A 17,622-nucleotide genomic window follows, 5' to 3' on the forward strand; every position below is an offset into this window, starting at 1 on the left:
GCGGTTGAAACCGCTCCTGCAAAAGCTACCCGAACCGGTCCGTCTCACCGTTTCCCGGAGGTGCAAGCCTCCAGGCTATAGGCCTTTGTATGTCGTTGAATTCTGCTCTTCCCGGTGCGGGGCCCACGGCCCATACCGCCTCCTACTACCACGCCACCCGCAACAAGCAGATCGACTTTCCCGTGCTCAATGGCTCGCTGGACTGTGATGTATGCGTGGTCGGTGGTGGCTTCAGCGGGCTTAACACCGCCATTGAACTGGCCGAGCGCGGCCTGTCGGTGGTGTTGCTCGAAGCCCGGCAAATTGCCTGGGCCGCCAGCGGTCGCAACGGCGGCCAACTGATTCGTGGCGTTGGCCACGACCTGTCGAAATTCGCCGGACAGATTGGCACCGACGGCGTTGCCACCCTGGAACGGCTGGGGCTCGAAGCGGTGGAAATCGTTCGCGAGCGCGTGGCCAAGTACGGCATCGACTGCGACCTGCGCTGGGGCTACTGCGACCTTGCCAATACCCCTCAGCACTACCAGGGCTTTATCGAAGACAAGCACGCGTTGGAGCGCATGGGCTATGGCCATAAACTGACCCTGATTGAACCGGATCAGATGGACCGTGTGGTCGGCTCCAAGGTGTTTGTCGGCGGCATGATCGACAGCGGCTCGGGCCACCTGCACCCGCTCAACCTGGCATTGGGCGAAGCGGCCGTGGCGCACAAGCTGGGCGTGCGCATCTTTGAAAACAGCGCTGCGCAACGCATCGAATACGGCGCCAAAGTGAAAGTGCACACCGCCTCGGGCCTGGTGCGTGCCGACAACCTGGTGCTGGCCGGCAACGCTCACCTGGCAGGCCTGGTGCCAGAATTGAGCGGCACGGTGCTGCCTGCGGGCAGCTATATCATCGGCACCGAGCAGTTGAGCCTGGCGCAGGCCGAGCAGCTGATTCCTGGCAACCGTGCCCTGTGTGACCAGCGTGTCGGGCTGGACTACTTCCGCCTGTCGGCCGACCGTCGTTTGCTCTTCGGTGGCGCCTGCCATTACTCCGGCCGCGATCCGCAGGACATCGCCGCGTATATGCGGCCGAAAATGCTCCGTGTATTCCCGCAGTTGGCCGATACCCGTATCGACTTCGCGTGGGGCGGCACCATCGGCATCGGCGCCAACCGTCTGCCGCAGATTGGTCGTTTGCGTGGGGAAACCAATGTGTACTTCGCCCAGGCCTATTCCGGCCACGGCGTAAACACCACCCACCTGGCCGGCCGCCTGCTGGCCGAAGCCATCTGCCGGCAAGACAGCACGGGTTTCGACCTGTTCGCCGCCGTGCCCCATATGAAATTCCCCGGCGGCAAACTGCTGCGCACGCCGCTGTTGGCGTTGGGGATGTCGTGGTATCGGTTGCGGGAAATCGCTGGGTTCTAAACCGCTTGGTGCGCGAAGCACACCCTACGGGCAGACGTTGCTCAGGTAGGGTGTGCTTCGCGCACCAGCGGTTCCTGCCAACTACGCTCACGCAACCCAATCGGCGCAAACGGGTCCACCAACGTGCCTGCCACCATCGAGGCCAGAATCTGTGGCGCCGGCGGTATCTTGGCCACCGTCGCCATCACCCGATCCCGCAGCAACGGCAACAGGCGCGAATCCGACTGATAGAACGGCGTAAACGCCCCTGACAGCGCCTGAAATGTGCGCACATGCACACGTCGCGACGCCGCGTAGCGGGGCAGGGCGGTGGCCAGGTCGGGGCTGGTGTTCAGCGCATGCACCAGGGCGCGGGCATCGAGTAGCGCCATATTGGCGCCCTGGCCTAACTGCGGGCTGGTGGAGTGGGCGGCATCACCGATAACCGCCAGGCTTCGGCCTACCGGCATGGCCAGGGTGTGGTGGCCGTAGCGGGCCAGGGTCATGTCGTCGAAATCGTTGATCTGTTGCAGGTAGCTTTCGCAGTCGGGCCACAGGCCGGCCACCTGGTCTTTCCATCGATTGATGCCGGCGCGCTTCAGCGTTTCCACTTCATCGGGTTTGGTGCTCCAGAAAAACGCACTCATGGCGGCGCTGTCCGGGTGGGCTTTGCCGATGGGCAACACGCCAATCATGGTGGTTGCGCGGTGGTAGCGTTGCACCAGGGCCCTGCTGGTCAAGGCTGCCGGGTCGGCCTGCAGTGACGCCCAGAAGGCGCCGTAGACCAGCGGCTTCGGTTCGCTGGGTTGCAGGGCGAAAGTCTTGAGCCTGGAGCGCGAGCCGCTGGCATCGACCACCAGGTCGAACGGGCCGGCTTTGGCCTGCGTGGCGCTGACCAGCCAGGCCAGGTCGCCGCGGGTTTCCAGGGTGTCGACATCCAGGCCGGTTTCCACGGCAATGCGCTCGGCTTGCACCGCCTCGAACAACACATGAAAAAGCGCCGCGCGGTGCACGGCAATGCCATGGCGACCGCCTTTGATCGCGCTGTAGCGCACGTCCAGCACGGTGCGATTGGAGTGGGCGTCGGCGCCGTACAGGCGGTCGATGCGGCTGCCCAGTTGGGCAATGGCCGCGAACAGGCCGAGGTCTTCCAGCACGGTTAGCCCGGTCGGTTGCAGAATAAGACCGGAGCCTACCGGGGCGGCTTCGGCAAAGCGTTCGAACACCGTTACCTGGTGGTTACTGCGGTGCAGATAAAGGGCGGCGGCAAGGCCGGCCGGGCCTGCGCCGACAATGGCAATACGCAGCGGTTTGATCACCTGAGATCTCCAGCCCGACTACGGTGGGCATGTCCTTGGATGGGGGCTGCGTGCTGGCAGCGGTGCCGTTATACCGTCAAACGCCAGACAAAAAAATGGCCAGTGGGTAAACCCCACTGGCCATGGTGTGGAGCACGCAGCATTAGCTGCCGCCGCCCGCGCCGCCGCCAGCGCCACCCGAACCACCGCCAGTGCCACCTGCGCCACCGCCCATGCCACCGCCGGTGCCGCCAGTGCCAGTGCCACCGGTACCGGTGCCACCTGTGCCTGTGCCGCCGCTGCCCGAGCTGCTGCCACCGCTGCCGCCGCTGCCACCCGATGGGCTCATGGTGCTGCCGCCGGTGGTGCCGGTTCCTGTCCCGGTGCCAGTGCCAGTGCCAGTCGCGCCAGTACCTGTGCCTGTGGCGCCTGTGCCGGTGCCTATGCCTGTCCCCGTGCCGGTGGTGCCAGTACCGGTTGCGCCGGTACCCGCGCCTGGCGAGCCGGTGCCGGTGCCGGTGGTGCCCTGGCCGGTGGCGCCGGTACCGGTGCCGGTGCCCGGGCTGCTTGCGCCGGTGCTGGAGGTGCCTGTGCCTTCACCCGAGGTGCCGGCTTCCGGGGCGCCTACGCCATTGCCGGGGCTTACGGTCGCCGCCACCACGACGGTGGCGGAGGAAGCGGCCAGCAGGCCACTGAGTACCAAGGCAGTAAAAGGTAATTTGGTCATCTTCGATGCTCCATTTCTGTGAGTTACCTAGAAGTGGAGTAGCGGCAAATTGCCGTTGTTCGACAAAGGGGATGAGTGGTCAAGCAAAGTCCCCCTCACCCCAGCCCTCTCCCGCAAGGGGAGAGCAAGCGTGAGCCGCCGGTAACGGCTGCAGAAACGACAAAGGCGCCTGCCAGGCGCCCTTGTGGTACTGCGGTCAATCAATGCCACCAGCGTGGCAGACCCCAGCGGTCATCTTCGCTTTGGTCTTTCTTGTCGACGGCCTGGGTGGTGTCGTCGGCCTTTACGGTTTTGCTTTGCTCGGCGGTTTGTTTGGCGGTGGCAGCTTCGTAGCTGTGGTTGACATCAGCGGCGGCGAAGGCGTTGCCGGTTAACAACGCGGTGAGCAGGGACGCGGTAACGATGGTTTTCATGGTGTGTTCCTCAAGGGCTAGGTAAGTGACTTCGGAGCCAAGGTTCCGCTTTTGTGCCTGCCTTGAGAAACGCATGGTGTTGGTAGTTGATATTGCTGAAATTGATGGGCGAGTGCTTTTACCCCTCGCCAGACACATGCCCGAATTCCCCTTGGCTGCTCGGGCCACCCATCAACTTAGATCACATTTATCTAAAACTCTCAGCCCCTGAGCCGGTCTGCTCCATTAGCGCAACGATTGCGCGCCCCCCTTTTTCCCCAACGGAAACCCGGTAAGGACTATGTGCGGAATATCTGGAGAGTTACGTTTCAATAATCGCCCCGCCGACCTCGCAGCGGTCGAGCGCATTACCCATCACCTGGCCCCGCGTGGCCCCGACGCCCACGGCTTCCATAGCCAGGGCTCCATTGCCCTGGGTCACCGGCGCCTGAAAATCATGGACCTAGAGGACGCCTCCGGCCAGCCAATGATCGATAGCCAACTGGGCCTTTCATTGGTGTTCAACGGCGCCATCTACAACTACCCGGAACTGCGCAGCGAGCTACAGGCGCTCGGGTATCAGTTTTTTTCCGAGGGTGACACCGAGGTGCTGCTCAAGGGCTACCACGCCTGGGGCGCCGACCTGCTGCCCAAACTCAATGGCATGTTTGCCTTCGCCATTTGGGAGCGTGAGAAGCGCGAACTGTTTATTGCCCGCGATCGCCTGGGCATCAAGCCGCTGTACCTGTCGCACACGGCCGAGCGCCTGCGCTTTGCCTCGACGTTGCCGGCCCTGTTGCAGGGTGGCGATATCGACAAGACGCTCGACCCTGTCGCCCTCAACCATTACCTGAATTTCCACGCCGTGGTGCCCGCGCCGCGCACGCTGTTGGCCAATGTCAGCAAGCTGCCGCCGGCCACCTGGATGCGCATTGATGCCCAAGGCAATACCACCCAGAAAACCTGGTGGGAACTGACCTACGGCGCCGCCGCTGATGAGCAGGCCTATGGCCTGAACGAGTGGCGCGACCTGACGCTGGAAAGCGTGCGCGAGGCGGTGGCGATTCGTCAGCGGGCCGCCGTGGATGTCGGCGTGCTGCTGTCCGGTGGGGTGGACTCCAGCATGCTGGTGGGCTTGCTGCGTGAGGTCGGAGTGGAAAACCTGTCGACCTTTTCCATCGGTTTTCAGGATGCCGGCGGCGAGCGTGGCGACGAGTTTCAGTACTCCGACCTGATTGCCCAGCACTACAACACTCGTCATCACCAACTGCGTATCGATGAGCGCGAAATCATCGAGCAACTGCCGGCGGCGTTTCGCGCCATGAGCGAGCCGATGGTCAGCCATGACTGCATTGCTTTCTATCTGCTGTCGCGCGAAGTGGCCAAGCATTGCAAGGTGGTGCAAAGCGGGCAGGGCGCCGATGAGTTGTTTGCCGGTTACCACTGGTACCCGCTGGTGGACGGTGCGGTCGACCCCTTTGCCGCTTACCGCGCGGCGTTTCTGGACCGCAGCTACGACGAGTACCGCAACACCGTGCAGCCCGCCTGGCTGACCGGCGACTGCGCCGGCGAGTACGTGCGCGAGCATTTCCAGCGCCCCGGCGCCCATGCGGCGGTGGATAAGGCGCTGCGCCTGGACAGCACGGTGATGCTGGTGGATGACCCGGTGAAGCGGGTGGACAACATGACCATGGCCTGGGGCCTGGAAGCGCGCACACCGTTTCTGGATTACCGCCTGGTGGAGCTGTCGGCGCGCATTCCGGGGCGCTTCAAGCTGCCCGATGGCGGCAAGCAGGTACTCAAGGAAGCGGCTCGTCTGGTGATTCCGGCGGCGGTTATCGACCGGCCCAAGGGCTATTTCCCGGTGCCAGGGCTTAAACACCTTGAGGGCAACACCCTGGGCTGGGTGCGCGAGTTGTTGCTCGACCCGAGCCAGGACCGTGGCCTGTTCAACCCGGCGATGCTCGACCAGCTCCTCACCGACCCGCAGGGCCAACTGACGCCGCTGCGTGGTTCCAAACTCTGGCAGCTCGCCGCCCTCAACCTGTGGCTGAGCGAACAAGGCGTGTAAATGAGCAGCGCCTTGCCACCCGTTTTCTCAAGGGAAGATTTGTTAATGAAAGGCTATGCCTACAGCCAGCGCCTGCTGCGCGGCCAACCGCCGTCCTATGAGCGCTTGCAGGCGCGTTTTGCCGAGGATGGCAATCAGCACGCCAATCCACCACTGGCTCTGCACTGCGGCTGGGGGCGGATTCTGATCGGCCACACCTACCCAACGCCGGAAATGCTGGCCAGTGAACTGTTAGCTGAAAAGCCCGGCGAACGCGATATCGCCCTGTACGTGGCTGCGCCCCATCAGGTGCTGGCCCAGGCGCCGCAGGGTTTGTTTCTCGACCCCTCCGACACCCTGCGCCTGTGGTTCACCGACTACCGCCAGGCGCGCCGGGGCTTTCGTGGCTTTAACGTGCGCCGTGCACAAAGTGCCGAAGACTGGCAGGCGCTAAACCACCTGTACCAGTTGCGCGGCATGTTGCCGGTAGACCCCGAGCGCCTGACGCCCAAGGAAGACGGCGGCCCGGAATACTGGCTGGCCGAAGACGCTGATAGTGGCGACGTGATCGGCGGCATGATGGGCCTCAACCACCGTAAAGCCTTCAACGACCCGGACAACGGTTGCAGCCTCTGGTGCCTGGCGGTGTCGCCGCAGTGCCCGCGTCCCGGTGTAGGCGAGGTGCTGGTGCGTCATCTGATCGAGCACTTTATGAGCCGCGGCCTCAGTTACCTGGATTTGTCGGTGCTGCACGACAACCACCAGGCCAAGCGCCTGTACGCCAAACTGGGCTTTCGCGACCTGGCCACCTTTACCCTCAAGCGCAAGAACGGCATCAACGAGACCCTGTTTCTCGGCCCCGGCCCGGAAGCAGAGCTCAATCCGTACGCCAAGATTATCGTCGACGAAGCCCGTCGCCGTGGTATCGAGGTGCAGGTGGACGATGCCGAAGCCGGGCTGTTCACCCTTAACCACGGTGGCCGGCGCATTCGTTGCCGCGAGTCGCTAAGTGACCTTACCAGCGCCGTGAGCATGACCCTGTGCCAGGACAAACTCCTGACCCACCGCGCCTTGCGCCGCGTTGGCCTGCAATTGCCGGCGCAGCAACTGGCCGGCGAGCCAGAAGAAAACGCCGACTTTCTCGCCGAGCATGGCCGGGTGGTGGTTAAACCCGTGGATGGCGAACAGGGCAAGGGCGTGGCCATTGACCTGCGAACCGAGGAGGACGTGGAAGCGGCTATTAAACGCGCCCAAGCCTTTGATAACCGCGTGCTGCTGGAAAGTTTTCACGAAGGCGCCGACCTGCGCATTCTGGTGATCGGCTATGTGGTGGTGGCTGCTGCCATTCGCCGGCCGGCCGAGGTAATTGGTGATGGCCGCCATAGCATCGGCGCACTGATAGAAGCGCAGAGCCGTCGCCGGCAAGCCGCTACTGGCGGCGAAAGCCGCATTCCGCTGGATGAAGAAACCCACCGCACCCTGCGCGCGGCCGGCTTTGACTACGACAGCGTACTGCCCGCCGGCCAGCGCCTGGCGGTACGGCGCACCGCCAACCTGCACACCGGCGGTACGCTGGAAGATGTCACTGACATTCTGCATCCGGTGCTGGGTGAAGCCGCCGTGCGCGCAGCGCGGGCGCTGGATATTCCGGTAGTCGGCCTGGACTTGCTGGTGCCGGCAGCGGACCAGCCCGAGTACGTGTTTATTGAGGCCAATGAACGCGCGGGGCTGGCCAATCACCAACCGCAACCGACGGCAGAGCGGTTTATTGATCTGTTGTTTCCGCTCAGTCAGCCCGGTAGCTGAGGGCGGTCATTTTTTCCGCCTCCACCCCGTCGTCCCAGCGAAGGCTGGGACCCAGGTGCACCACTGCCAGCCACACCGCGACTCCTGCACGATTCTGGATCCCAGCCTGCGCTGGGATGACGGGAGTTTTTGTTTAGAACCTGTGCGCCTGCTACCAGGCGCTTCGCAGGCATTGAAGGAGACCCCCCATGAAAAAAGTCCCCGAACCCGACCTCGTTTACCTGCGCCGCGTGCTCCTGGAAATGCTCGCCATTCCCAGCCCCACCGGCTTTACCGACACCATCGTGCGGTACGTGGCCGAGCGCCTGGAGGAATTGGGCATTCCTTTTGAGCTCACCCGCCGTGGCACCATTCGCGCAACCCTCAAGGGCAAACAGAACAGCCCCGACAGAGCGGTTTCCACGCACCTGGACACCATCGGTGCCATCGTCCGCCAGGTACAGGACAACGGCCGCCTGGGCCTGGCCCCGGTGGGCTGCTGGTCCAGCCGTTTTGCCGAGGGCAGCCGCGTTAGCGTGTTTACCGAAACCGGCGTCTTTCGCGGCAGCGTCTTGCCGTTGATGGCCTCCGGCCACGCGTTCAACACGGCCATCGACCAGATGCCGATCAGTTGGGACCACGTCGAACTGCGCCTGGACGCTTACAGCAGCACCCGCGCCGACTGCGAGTCGCTGGGCATCAACGTCGGTGACTTCGTGGCGTTCGATCCGCTGCCGGAGTTCACCGAAAGCGGCCATATCAGCGCCCGCCATCTGGATGACAAGGCCGGTGTAGCGGCCTTGCTCACCGCGCTCAAAGGCCTGGTGGAAAGCGGTATCGAACCGGCCATCGACTGCCATCCGCTGTTCACCATCACCGAGGAAGTCGGCTCCGGGGCGGCCGGGGCCCTGCACTGGGATGTCAGCGAGTTTGTCGGCATCGACATTGCGCCGGTGGCGCCGGGGCAGCAGTCTAGTGAGCACACCGTGAGTGTCGCCATGCAGGATTCCGGCGGGCCCTATGACTATCACCTGTCGCGCCACCTGTTGCGTCTGGCCGAGACCCATGAGGTGCCGGTGCGCCGTGACCTGTTCCGCTACTACCACAGCGATGCGCAATCGGCGGTGGCCGCCGGCCATGACACCCGCACCGCGCTGCTGGCCTTTGGTTGCGACGCCACCCACGGCTACGAGCGCACCCATATCGACAGCCTGGCGGGGCTGAGCCGGTTGCTCAGCGCCTATATTCTGAGCCCGCCGGTGTTTGCCAGTGACGCCAAACCGGCCAACCAGTCGCTGGATAATTTCAGTCACCAGATCGAACACGACGCGCAGATGGAAAGCGACACCCGGGTTCCGACGGTCGACAGCCTGATCAATTCCCGTGAAAACGACACTTGAAGGGCGGGCAGCATAGAGGCAAAGTGCCAGACAAGAACAAGAAAGGAGCGGCCCGGTTCGTGTGAAAACTACTACGCTCGGCTAGGCGAGTTTTTCACGCGGTGGGGTTAGTCAGCTTCGCCTGTATTTGTCTGAGGTTTACGGATGCCTCGTATCTGTCTGCTCGTCTTGCTGTGCCTGTTCGCCGGAAGCTCCTGGGCCGGCGCACCCACGTTTGCGCCGCTGAATCAGGATGAAATGCGCCTGTCACTGGCGCCCTATATCGGCTATTTCGAAGACCCACGCGGCATTCTCAGCCTGGAGCAAGTGCAGGCCCTGAGCGATGACGAGTTCAACGGCGCGCGCAGCGACCATGTCAACCTGGGCAAGAACGGCTCGGTATGGTGGTTCAAGGTGCGCCTGCTCAATAGCCGCCCCCACGCCCTGGGCGGCTACCTGGAAATCAACTACCCGCTGCTGGACCATATCCAGCTCTACCTGCAAACCCCTGATGGCAAGATAGCCAGCCAGGAGACCGGCGACCGCTTCGCCTTCTCCCAGCGCCCCGTGCAAGTGCGCAATTTCTGGTTTCCCATGGAGTTGCCCCAGGGCCAGAGCACCCTGATTGTGCGGATTGAAAGCACCAGTACGTTGTTTGTGCCGATGTTCTTCAGCACCTACGGCGCCAGCGCCGCAGCCCAGGAAAACCTGATGGGCGCCAACGGCGCCTTCTACGGCGTGTTGTTTGCGATGTTCTGCTACAACCTGTTCCTGTATTTCTCCCTGCGCGAACGGGCCTACTTCTGGTACCTGGTGTACAACCTCAACATCGGCCTGTTCGCCGCCAGCTTCGACGGCATGCTGTTCAAGCTGATGCCCAACCTGATCGAGCTGCAGTCGGTGAGCATCTACTTTCTGATGTTCCTGCACAGCTTCAGCGCCACCCAGTTCAGCCGCCATTTTCTGCATACCGCGCAGTTTTCCCCGCGCCTGGACAAGGCGCTGCAATACCTGATGGCGCTTATTCTGTGCTGCATCGTCTCAGTGGTGGTGATCGGCTTGCAGGCCTGGAACATTCTGGCCAGCCTGACGGTGCTGTTCGTGTCCTTCGTGCTGCTGCTCAGTGGCATCTATATCTGGCGCCAGGGCCTGCGTTACGGCTCTTACTACATTCTGGCCTGGGGCATTCTGCTGACCTCGTTTATCGTCGCCACCACCGGCTCGCTGGGTATCGAGATTTTCGGCATCTATGGCGCCACCATGGTCAAGGTGGGGGTCACCATCGAGCTGATCACCTTGTCCATCGGCCTGGCCGACCGCATCAACCTGCTCAAGGAAGAAGGCTTTCGCTCACGCCAGGCAGCGGCCAAATCGGAAATCGAAAACCAGGCCAAGAGCCGCTTCCTGGCCAAGATGAGCCACGAAATCCGCACGCCCCTGAACGGCGTGCTGGGCATGTTGCAGTTGCTCAAGGGCACGGCGCTGGACCGCAGTCAGCGGTTTTACGTCGATACCATTGCCAGCTCCGGCAGCTCGTTGATGGCGGTGATCAACGACATCCTCGACTACGCCCGTATCGAGTCCGGCAAGCTGAGCCTGGAAAACATCGAGTTCGACCTGGAAGTGTTGATTTCCGACACCCTGACCCTGTTCACCGCCCAGGCCCTGGAAAAGAACCTGCGGTTATACGTCAGCCTGGAAGTGGGGGTGCCGCAGCGCATCAAGGGCGACCCCACGCGGCTCAAGCAGGTATTGATGAATCTGTTGAGCAATGCCCTGAAGTTCACCGCCGAGGGTCATGTGGCGGTCAGTGTGTGCCGGCGCAACAACAGCCTGGGCAATCCGCACCTGATCTTTTCCGTCAGCGACAGCGGCATCGGTATTGCCGGCGAGGCGCAAACCCAGTTGTTCGAATCCTTCTCCCAAGGCGACTCCAGTACTACCCGCCGTTACGGCGGCAGTGGCCTTGGCCTGGCCATCAGCAAGGAGCTGGTGGAAATGATGGGTGGCCATATCGAAGTGCACAGCACGCCAGGGCAGGGCACACGCCTGGCGTTCGATGTGGCGCTGCAAGAAGGCGATCGCAATGACGACCCGCTGCGCCAACTGCTCAAAGGCAAAACCGCGCTGCTTACCTCCCTCGATGGCCTGGGCCTCGACGCCCTGAGCCGCCTGCTGGAACGCTGGGGCATGCGCACTGAGCGCTGCCAGAACCCCGAACGCTTGCAGGCCTACCTCGACGATTTTGCCGTAACACCGTTGCTGATTCTGATGGCGCCCTGGCCCGGCAGCGTGCTGCATTGGCTCGACACCCTGCGCCCGCGCCTGCAAAAGGGCCAACGCATTCTGCTGCTGTGCCCGCCGGAACAATGCCAATTGCTGCCGCCGAGCAAAGGCCTGCGCCTGCTCAACCTGGCCCAGCCGCTGGCTATTACGCCGCTACGCGAAGCGTTGCTGGAGTTCTACCAGGAGCGGCGCAGCGAAAACCGCCCGCCGGTGGTGGACCAGAGCGGCAACAGCGCCTGCATTCTGGTGGTGGAAGACAACCCGGTAAACCAACTGGTGGTGCAAGGCCTGCTGAAAAAACGCGGCTACGTGGTACGCGTGGTGGCCAACGGCGTGGAAGCGGTGAAGGACTACAGCCGCGACCCGGGAGCCGTGCAGTTGATTTTGATGGACTGTGAAATGCCCGAGATGGACGGCTTTGAAGCCACGCGGCAGATTCGCCGGCTGGAAAAACAACAGCAGCTGCGCCCGGTGCCCATCGTCGCCCTGACCGCGCATATCCTCGACGAACACCGCGAGCACGGCGCGTTGGTTGGCATGGACGACTTTCTTGGTAAGCCGCTGGACTGCGAGGTGCTGTACGCCACCCTGGACAAATTCCTCGCCAGTGAACGTAAAACGCCGGCCAGCGAAGAAATTTCTCCGTCTTAGTAGGCCAATAGTAAGTGGGTTAACATCGCCGGGCTTTCTGGAGAAGTGCCATGTTGATCCCGCAAGAAATGCTCGAAGCCGACACCCTCACGCGCCTGATCGAAGACTTCGTCACCCGTGACGGCACCGACAACGGCGACGAAACGCCATTGGAAACCCGCGTCGCCCGCGTGCGCCGCGCCCTCGACAAAGGGGAAGCGGTCATCGTCTTTGACGTCGAAAGTGAACAATGCCAATTGGCAATGAAGCGCGACGTGCCCAAGGAGTGGCTCGAGGATTAAGAGCGCGTTGGACGTTGCTGTTGCACTGCGTCGTCCCCGCGAAGGCGGGGAGCCAGAATTTTGAAGGGGGCGCGATACGAGGGCTGAGGCGAGAATCTGGATTCCCGCCTGCGCGGGAATGACGGAGGTTTGTAGGGCGTTCTCAGTAGCCTTCAAACGTTGGAATCAGTGTTATGAAGCCGAGAACCGTGGCCCAAACAGAATAATCAACGCACCCACCACACAAAACGCCGCGCCGATCCAGTCTGTGGATAACGGGCGCGCCCGCTCCACCACGCCCAACCAGAACAACGACGCCACCACATAAATGCCCCCATAGGCGGCATACGCACGGCCGGCATACGCCGCCTCCACGCGCGTCAGCAGCAGCGCGAACAGCACCAGGCTAACGAGGCCCGGCACGATCCACCAGGCGCTCTTGCCCATGCGCAGCCACGACCAGAACGCATAGCAGCCGGCGATTTCGAACAGGGCCGCGAGGAAAAACCACAGGTAATTGAGCATGGCGTTGTCCTTAGCTGTGCAGGGCGCCTTCACGCTCCCAGGCGCAGCGCACCAGCAGGCCGCCGGGGTCTTGCGGGCTGTGAAAGCCCTGTTCGGATTCCCAGCGAAAGGTGTGGCTGCCGCTTAATTCGGTTTCCAGGTGCACCACCGCGCTGCCCCAGTACAGGCGCTTGAGCAGCGCCTCGAACTGTTCTACCCACAGGGTCCACTCGTACTCCACGGCGCGGTAGCTGGCCCCGAAGTGAATCACCTGCGTCTGGTACAGGCCTTCACCGGGCTCGGGGCAAAACGAAAACATGTCGCGGCCAATAAACGGCCAGGCATCGCCCGACGGCAAGGCCTGCAACTCACGCTGGTTGATCGCCCGACGCAAGCGCGCCTGCTCCGGATCACCCGACGGCCAGTCGCGGATACAGCCATAGACGATGGATTCAGACTCCAAGCGGGAACTCCAGACAGCGGGGATAGTGGGGCGGTGCGAATATTAGCAGGGTGACGGGGATAGGTGGTTAGGGCTTGGATAGCGTTTGCGGGGCGATCGCCCGGTGCGCGGAGCACACCCTACAAGAGCGGACCGCGATTCGCTTTTGTAGGGTGTGCTCCGCGCACCAGCGGTATCACGGCATAGCGCATTGGCTATTGGCGAGCAGATACGGCTGCAGTATCGGCGCCATCCCTTTGAGCACTTGCACCGGCAACGCGGAGGTAAAGCGGAACCCCTCTGCCGCGCGCCCCGGCACAAACGCGGTCAAGGTGCCGAAGTGCTTTTCCCCCAGATAGAACACAAAGGTCGCCGTGCGGTTAAGCGACCGCGAGCTGAGAACGCGCCCGCCGGTGCCCACGCTTTCAATGCGGTTATCGCCAGTGCCGGTTTTACCGCCCAGGGTCATCGCGCTGCCATCGGCCTCGCTGAAGCTGCCGTTCAACCGCCGCGCCGTGCCCTTGGCGACCACTTGCGCCAGCGCGCCGCGCAGCGCGCTGGCCACTTCGCTGGAGAGCACCCGCTTGCCTTGATCGGGTTCGATGCCCAGGCGAGTCTCATAGGGCGTGTCGGCGGCAAAGTGCAAGCTGTCGATACGCAGCGTGGGCTGGCGAATGCCGTCGTTGAGGATAATGCCCATCAGCTCGGCCAGCGCTGCCGGGCGGTCACCGGAGCTACCGATGGCGGTGGCGAGCGACGGCACCAAGTGGTCGAAGGGGTAGCCCACACGCTGCCAGCGCTGATGAATATCGAGGAAGGCCTCCACCTCCAGCATGATGCGAATCCGGCTGTCGCGGGCGCGCTTGTGCCGGCTTTTGAACAGCCAACCATACACTTCCTGGCGCTGCGCGTTACTGGCACTGACCGCTTCATTGAAGCTGGCTTGCGGGTGCAGTTGCAGATAGCCCAGCAGCCACAGCTCCAACGGGTGAACGCGGGCGATGTAGCCCTGGTCGGGCAGGCTGTAGGCGCCCGGGCCGTATTTGCCGTATAGCTCATGCACCCGCGCCGGCCCGACTTTCTCGTCGCTCAGGTGGGCATTGATAAAGGTGCCGAAGGTGGCCTCGTCCACATCCGGCATCAGGTAGCGGTGCACCGCCGCCAGGCGCGAAGCGGTGGGGTGCATGCCGTCGAGAAAGGTGTCCAGGCGTTCGGTGGCGTTCTTGTTCTGGTATTTGCGCCAGAAACGCAGCAAAAACACCGTGCCTTCGTGGTCGGCAAAGCGCTGCAGGTAATCCTGGCGGCGCGGGTCGTGGTCGTCCTTGAGCAGCTCGGCGCTGCTGTTGCTGGCCTGGTAGGTGCTGTAGCGCACCACGTCGCGCATCAGGCGGATAAAGGGCAGGTTGATCGACTCTTGCAGCGCTTCGCGCAGCGTGGGGTTGCGGCCGTTGTCTTCGCGGCGAAAGTTATTGAAATGGTGCAAACCGCCGCCGGTAAAGAAACTTTCGCCGGGGCTGGCGGAGTAATGGCGTTCCAGCGCGGCGTCGAGCATGGCGGCGAGGCTGGGGTCGTTGCCGCTGGCCAGGTAATCCACGGCCCATTGGGTAAGGCGGTCTTGCTCGGGTACCTCCACCTTGCGCAACTGCGCCGGCGTCTGGCCGATAAAGCGCTGATGCAGTTCGTCGATGATTTCCAAGTACGTGGTCAGCACCCGCAGCTTGGCGGTGGAGCCCAGCTCCAGCTTGCTGCCTTCGTTGATATCGAAGGGTTGGTCGGTGCTGTCGGTTTGCACCCGCACCCGCGAGCCGTCGGCGGTGCGTTCGAACAGGGTGAAGCTGTAACGCACATCCTGGGTGGTTTGCGCGGTCAGCAGGTGGTCGCCGAGCAGGCCCGTATTGGCGGCGAAGGCCGGGTCGGCCAGGCGTTGCAGGTAATCGCTGGCGGCCTGCTGCAACTGGCCATTGAGGGTGGTGGTGGCGGCCAGGTCAAGGCGGTCGAGATCGTACAGCGGTTTGTTCAGCAAGGTGGAAAGACGGCTGCGGGCCACGCTGATGCCCTTGTTGGTTTCCACCGGCTGCACACCGGGCTGGGCGGCGAGGTCGCGCCAGGTGGTTTTGCTCGCCAGGGCGGCGTCGCGCAGGGGGCGGTCGATTACGCCGCCATTGGCCAGCAGGCGGATATGGCTGTCGGTCAGTGTGGCCAGTTGGCTATGGCCCTGCGCCAGGTAATAAGAAGGCCGGCGCTGGGCAATCATCAGCGACAGCACCTGACGCAGCGCCAACCCGCGTTCACTCAACGGGGCGTGGGCATCGCTGAGCGTCTGGTTGACCTGGTTGAAATCGGCGCCATACCAAACCCGCAAGCCATCGGCCAGGCCATGCACCTCGCCATACCCCGGCGCTGCCGACAGCGGCACGCTATTGAGGTAATCGCGCACGATATTCTGCCGCGCCGCCAGGGTTTGCGCGCCGCCCTGGTAGGCCCGCACGCTGGCCGAGAGCATTTGCATCAGTTTGTCTTTGGCCGACAGTGTCAGGCCGTCTGGCGAGTGCCGGTATTTTTCCAACTGCGTAGCCAGGGTGCTGCCGCCGGAGGACTGGCCTTGCACATCAAGCTTCTTCCCGATCTGGGTGAGCGCCGCCATGGCAAAGCGCGGCCAGTCCACGGCGGGGTTGCTCAGCGGCTGCTGGCTGTCGAGCAAATCGCGGTTTTCGATAAACAGCAGGCTATTGACCACCAGCGGCGGAATATCGGCAAAGCCGGCATACAGTTGCTGTGGATAGGTGAAGCCGTAGAGCGGCAGGCCACGGCAGTCGGCAATGGCCAGGCCGCTCTGTAATTTCTCTGGATACGGAATGAAAAAGCCGTGTTGGCTGTAGTTCAGCAGCGCGGGAGAAAAACGGGTTTGCTGCTCGATCTGGTAATCACGCTGCTGCAGGCGTTCCAGCATCTGCGGCAGATAGGCATAGCCCAGGCGTTTATCGAAGGGGCCGTCTTCGGGATAGCGGATGGCGGAGCTGGGGCCGTCCGCCAGCTGATACGTAAGCGTGGCGGCATAGTGGCTGAGCTCGCGAGACTGGTATGTGGCGGTCCGGATTTCCTCGTAAGCCAGCCAACCGACCGCCAGAACGACCAGTACAAACGTCAGCCAAAAGGTACGGCGCAACGCGCGGCGCCAGGGGGAACGGGGTGGTGGGCGTTTGGCTGAAGGCGAAGGGCTGGCAGTCAGGCCGGGCACCGAGTGCTCAGCCGGGGTAGCGTTCGATTGCCATAGTGCGCCCATATCAAATTGGCCTTGGCTCTGCGTTGCTCTGCATGGAGTAAAGCTTAGACGCTGTTGTCGGCGGCAAAATGCGGTTAACGTTCCTGCGCGAAAAAAATCTTCTCCGAGCCTGAACATTCGAGCCCGACCATGCAGCGCGACCACCGAGAACAGCTCAACTTCAGCTGGCAGGCCAACGCCGACGCCTGGACCGCCGCCGTGCGCGAACAGCGCATTGAAAGCCGCCGGCTGGTTACCGACGCCGCCATCTTGCGCGCCATTCTGGCCTGCGAGCCCAAACGGGTGCTGGACATCGGTTGCGGCGAAGGCTGGCTGTGCCGAGGCCTGATGGCCCATGGCATTGAAGCGGTCGGGGTAGACGCCTCGGTGCCGCTGATTGAAACCGCGCGGGCCATCTGCTCCGGGCAATACCGTGTGTGCGGCTACGCCGAGCTGGAAGAACAGGCGCCGCTACTGGGTAAATTCGACGTACTGGTATGCAACTTCGCCCTGCTCGACGAACCGCTGGCACCCGTGCTCACCACCCTGCACAAACTGCTGTCGCCCGGCGGCGTGCTGCTGATTCAAACCATCCACCCCTGGAGCTCGCGTGGCCAAGGGCAATACCAGGACGGCTGGCGCGTGGAACACTTCGAAGGCTTCGGCGAAGGCTTTGCCGAACCCATGCCCTGGTTCTTCCGCACCCTGGAATCGTGGCTGACCCTGCTCGCCGAAACCGACTGGCGCCTGCAATGGCTACAAGAACCGCTGCACCCCGAGAGCGAGCAGCCGGTGTCGCTGCTGCTATTACTGAAATCCGGATTGAAATAAAAACAGCGCTTCGGCTTTTGCTTTGCTTTTGATCGTGATCTACCCGCCCCTTGAGCGCAGGCCGAGCGTAGTCGTCGCGTAAGGGGTTGAGCGGCCGGGAGCCGCGAAAGGCGTGAGGGCCATGGATGGCCCTTCTCGCCGGCCCCTGAAGCGGCGACGTAGCGAGGGTAGTTTTCACGCAGTGAAAACCCAAGGTGGGGGCAAGATTTTTTGGTTTCTTTTTCATCGACCGGAAAAAGAAACTCGCGCGTAAGGCGCGAAACAAAACGTTCAGCGCACGCGGTAAAACAGAAAAAACACCGCTCGCCAGAAAACCGCAAAGGTGCGCGGAGCACACCCTACAAAAGCTACTGCGTAACGCACA

General features: G+C 62.8%; 13 protein-coding genes. 7 read left to right on the top strand and 6 right to left on the bottom strand.

What is annotated here, in order from left to right:
* Nucleotides 1–89: 89 nt before the first annotated feature.
* Nucleotides 90–1,412 (top strand): NAD(P)/FAD-dependent oxidoreductase, encoded by a 1,323-nt coding sequence (locus tag PKE98_RS05960; RefSeq protein WP_271194347.1) that lies wholly within the window; start codon nucleotides 90–92, stop codon nucleotides 1,410–1,412.
* A gap of 41 nt (nucleotides 1,413–1,453) precedes the next feature.
* Here PKE98_RS05960 and PKE98_RS05965 read toward each other — a convergent pair whose 3' ends face one another.
* From PKE98_RS05965 to PKE98_RS05975, 3 genes are all read right to left on the bottom strand, one after another.
* Nucleotides 1,454–2,710, bottom strand: a complete 1,257-nt coding sequence (locus PKE98_RS05965; RefSeq protein WP_271194348.1) for an FAD-dependent oxidoreductase — start codon at nucleotides 2,708–2,710, stop codon at nucleotides 1,454–1,456.
* A gap of 142 nt (nucleotides 2,711–2,852) precedes the next feature.
* Complete coding sequence (locus tag PKE98_RS05970; protein WP_271194349.1) at nucleotides 2,853–3,416, bottom strand: hypothetical protein; 564 nt, start codon at nucleotides 3,414–3,416, stop codon at nucleotides 2,853–2,855.
* Between the two features lie 200 nt (nucleotides 3,417–3,616).
* Nucleotides 3,617–3,829 carry a hypothetical protein gene (locus PKE98_RS05975; RefSeq protein ID WP_271194350.1) on the bottom strand — a complete coding sequence of 71 codons (213 nt, stop codon included), beginning with the start codon at nucleotides 3,827–3,829 and terminating at the stop codon, nucleotides 3,617–3,619.
* Nucleotides 3,830–4,109: 280 nt separating this feature from the next.
* On the opposite strand from PKE98_RS05975, the gene PKE98_RS05980 reads away from it, so the two are divergent.
* The 5 genes from PKE98_RS05980 to PKE98_RS06000 all read left to right on the top strand — a co-directional run bounded on the left by PKE98_RS05980 (nucleotide 4,110) and on the right by PKE98_RS06000 (nucleotide 12,240).
* Nucleotides 4,110–5,879, top strand: a complete 1,770-nt coding sequence (locus PKE98_RS05980; protein WP_271194351.1) for an N-acetylglutaminylglutamine amidotransferase — start codon at nucleotides 4,110–4,112, stop codon at nucleotides 5,877–5,879.
* A gap of 45 nt (nucleotides 5,880–5,924) precedes the next feature.
* On the top strand, nucleotides 5,925–7,664 hold the full coding sequence (gene ngg / locus PKE98_RS05985) for an N-acetylglutaminylglutamine synthetase (protein ID WP_271194352.1): 1,740 nt from the start codon (nucleotides 5,925–5,927) through the stop codon (nucleotides 7,662–7,664).
* A 188-nt stretch (nucleotides 7,665–7,852) separates the two neighbouring features.
* Complete coding sequence (locus tag PKE98_RS05990) at nucleotides 7,853–9,043, top strand: osmoprotectant NAGGN system M42 family peptidase (RefSeq protein WP_271194353.1); 1,191 nt, start codon at nucleotides 7,853–7,855, stop codon at nucleotides 9,041–9,043.
* 144 nt (nucleotides 9,044–9,187) lie between these two features.
* Nucleotides 9,188–11,959 (top strand): hybrid sensor histidine kinase/response regulator family protein, encoded by a 2,772-nt coding sequence (locus PKE98_RS05995; protein WP_271194354.1) that lies wholly within the window; start codon nucleotides 9,188–9,190, stop codon nucleotides 11,957–11,959.
* Between the two features lie 50 nt (nucleotides 11,960–12,009).
* On the top strand, nucleotides 12,010–12,240 hold the full coding sequence (locus PKE98_RS06000) for a YheU family protein (RefSeq protein ID WP_271194355.1): 231 nt from the start codon (nucleotides 12,010–12,012) through the stop codon (nucleotides 12,238–12,240).
* A gap of 171 nt (nucleotides 12,241–12,411) precedes the next feature.
* Here the strand turns inward: PKE98_RS06000 and PKE98_RS06005 are convergent, their stop codons facing one another.
* The 3 genes from PKE98_RS06005 to PKE98_RS06015 all read right to left on the bottom strand — a co-directional run bounded on the left by PKE98_RS06005 (nucleotide 12,412) and on the right by PKE98_RS06015 (nucleotide 16,448).
* On the bottom strand, nucleotides 12,412–12,744 hold the full coding sequence (locus PKE98_RS06005; RefSeq protein WP_271194356.1) for a YnfA family protein: 333 nt from the start codon (nucleotides 12,742–12,744) through the stop codon (nucleotides 12,412–12,414).
* A 10-nt stretch (nucleotides 12,745–12,754) separates the two neighbouring features.
* The gene (locus tag PKE98_RS06010; protein WP_271194357.1) at nucleotides 12,755–13,186 is read right to left on the bottom strand and encodes a hypothetical protein; all 432 of its coding nucleotides are present in this window, start codon (nucleotides 13,184–13,186) and stop codon (nucleotides 12,755–12,757) included.
* A gap of 175 nt (nucleotides 13,187–13,361) precedes the next feature.
* The gene (locus tag PKE98_RS06015) at nucleotides 13,362–16,448 is read right to left on the bottom strand and encodes a transglycosylase domain-containing protein (RefSeq protein ID WP_271194358.1); all 3,087 of its coding nucleotides are present in this window, start codon (nucleotides 16,446–16,448) and stop codon (nucleotides 13,362–13,364) included.
* Between the two features lie 129 nt (nucleotides 16,449–16,577).
* On the opposite strand from PKE98_RS06015, the gene PKE98_RS06020 reads away from it, so the two are divergent.
* Entirely contained in the window at nucleotides 16,578–17,258 is a 681-nt protein-coding gene (locus PKE98_RS06020; RefSeq protein WP_271194359.1) for a class I SAM-dependent methyltransferase, read from the top strand.
* Nucleotides 17,259–17,622 lie beyond the last annotated feature (364 nt).

This window comes from Pseudomonas turukhanskensis, from assembly GCF_027922365.1.
GTDB lineage: Bacteria > Pseudomonadota > Gammaproteobacteria > Pseudomonadales > Pseudomonadaceae > Aquipseudomonas > Aquipseudomonas turukhanskensis.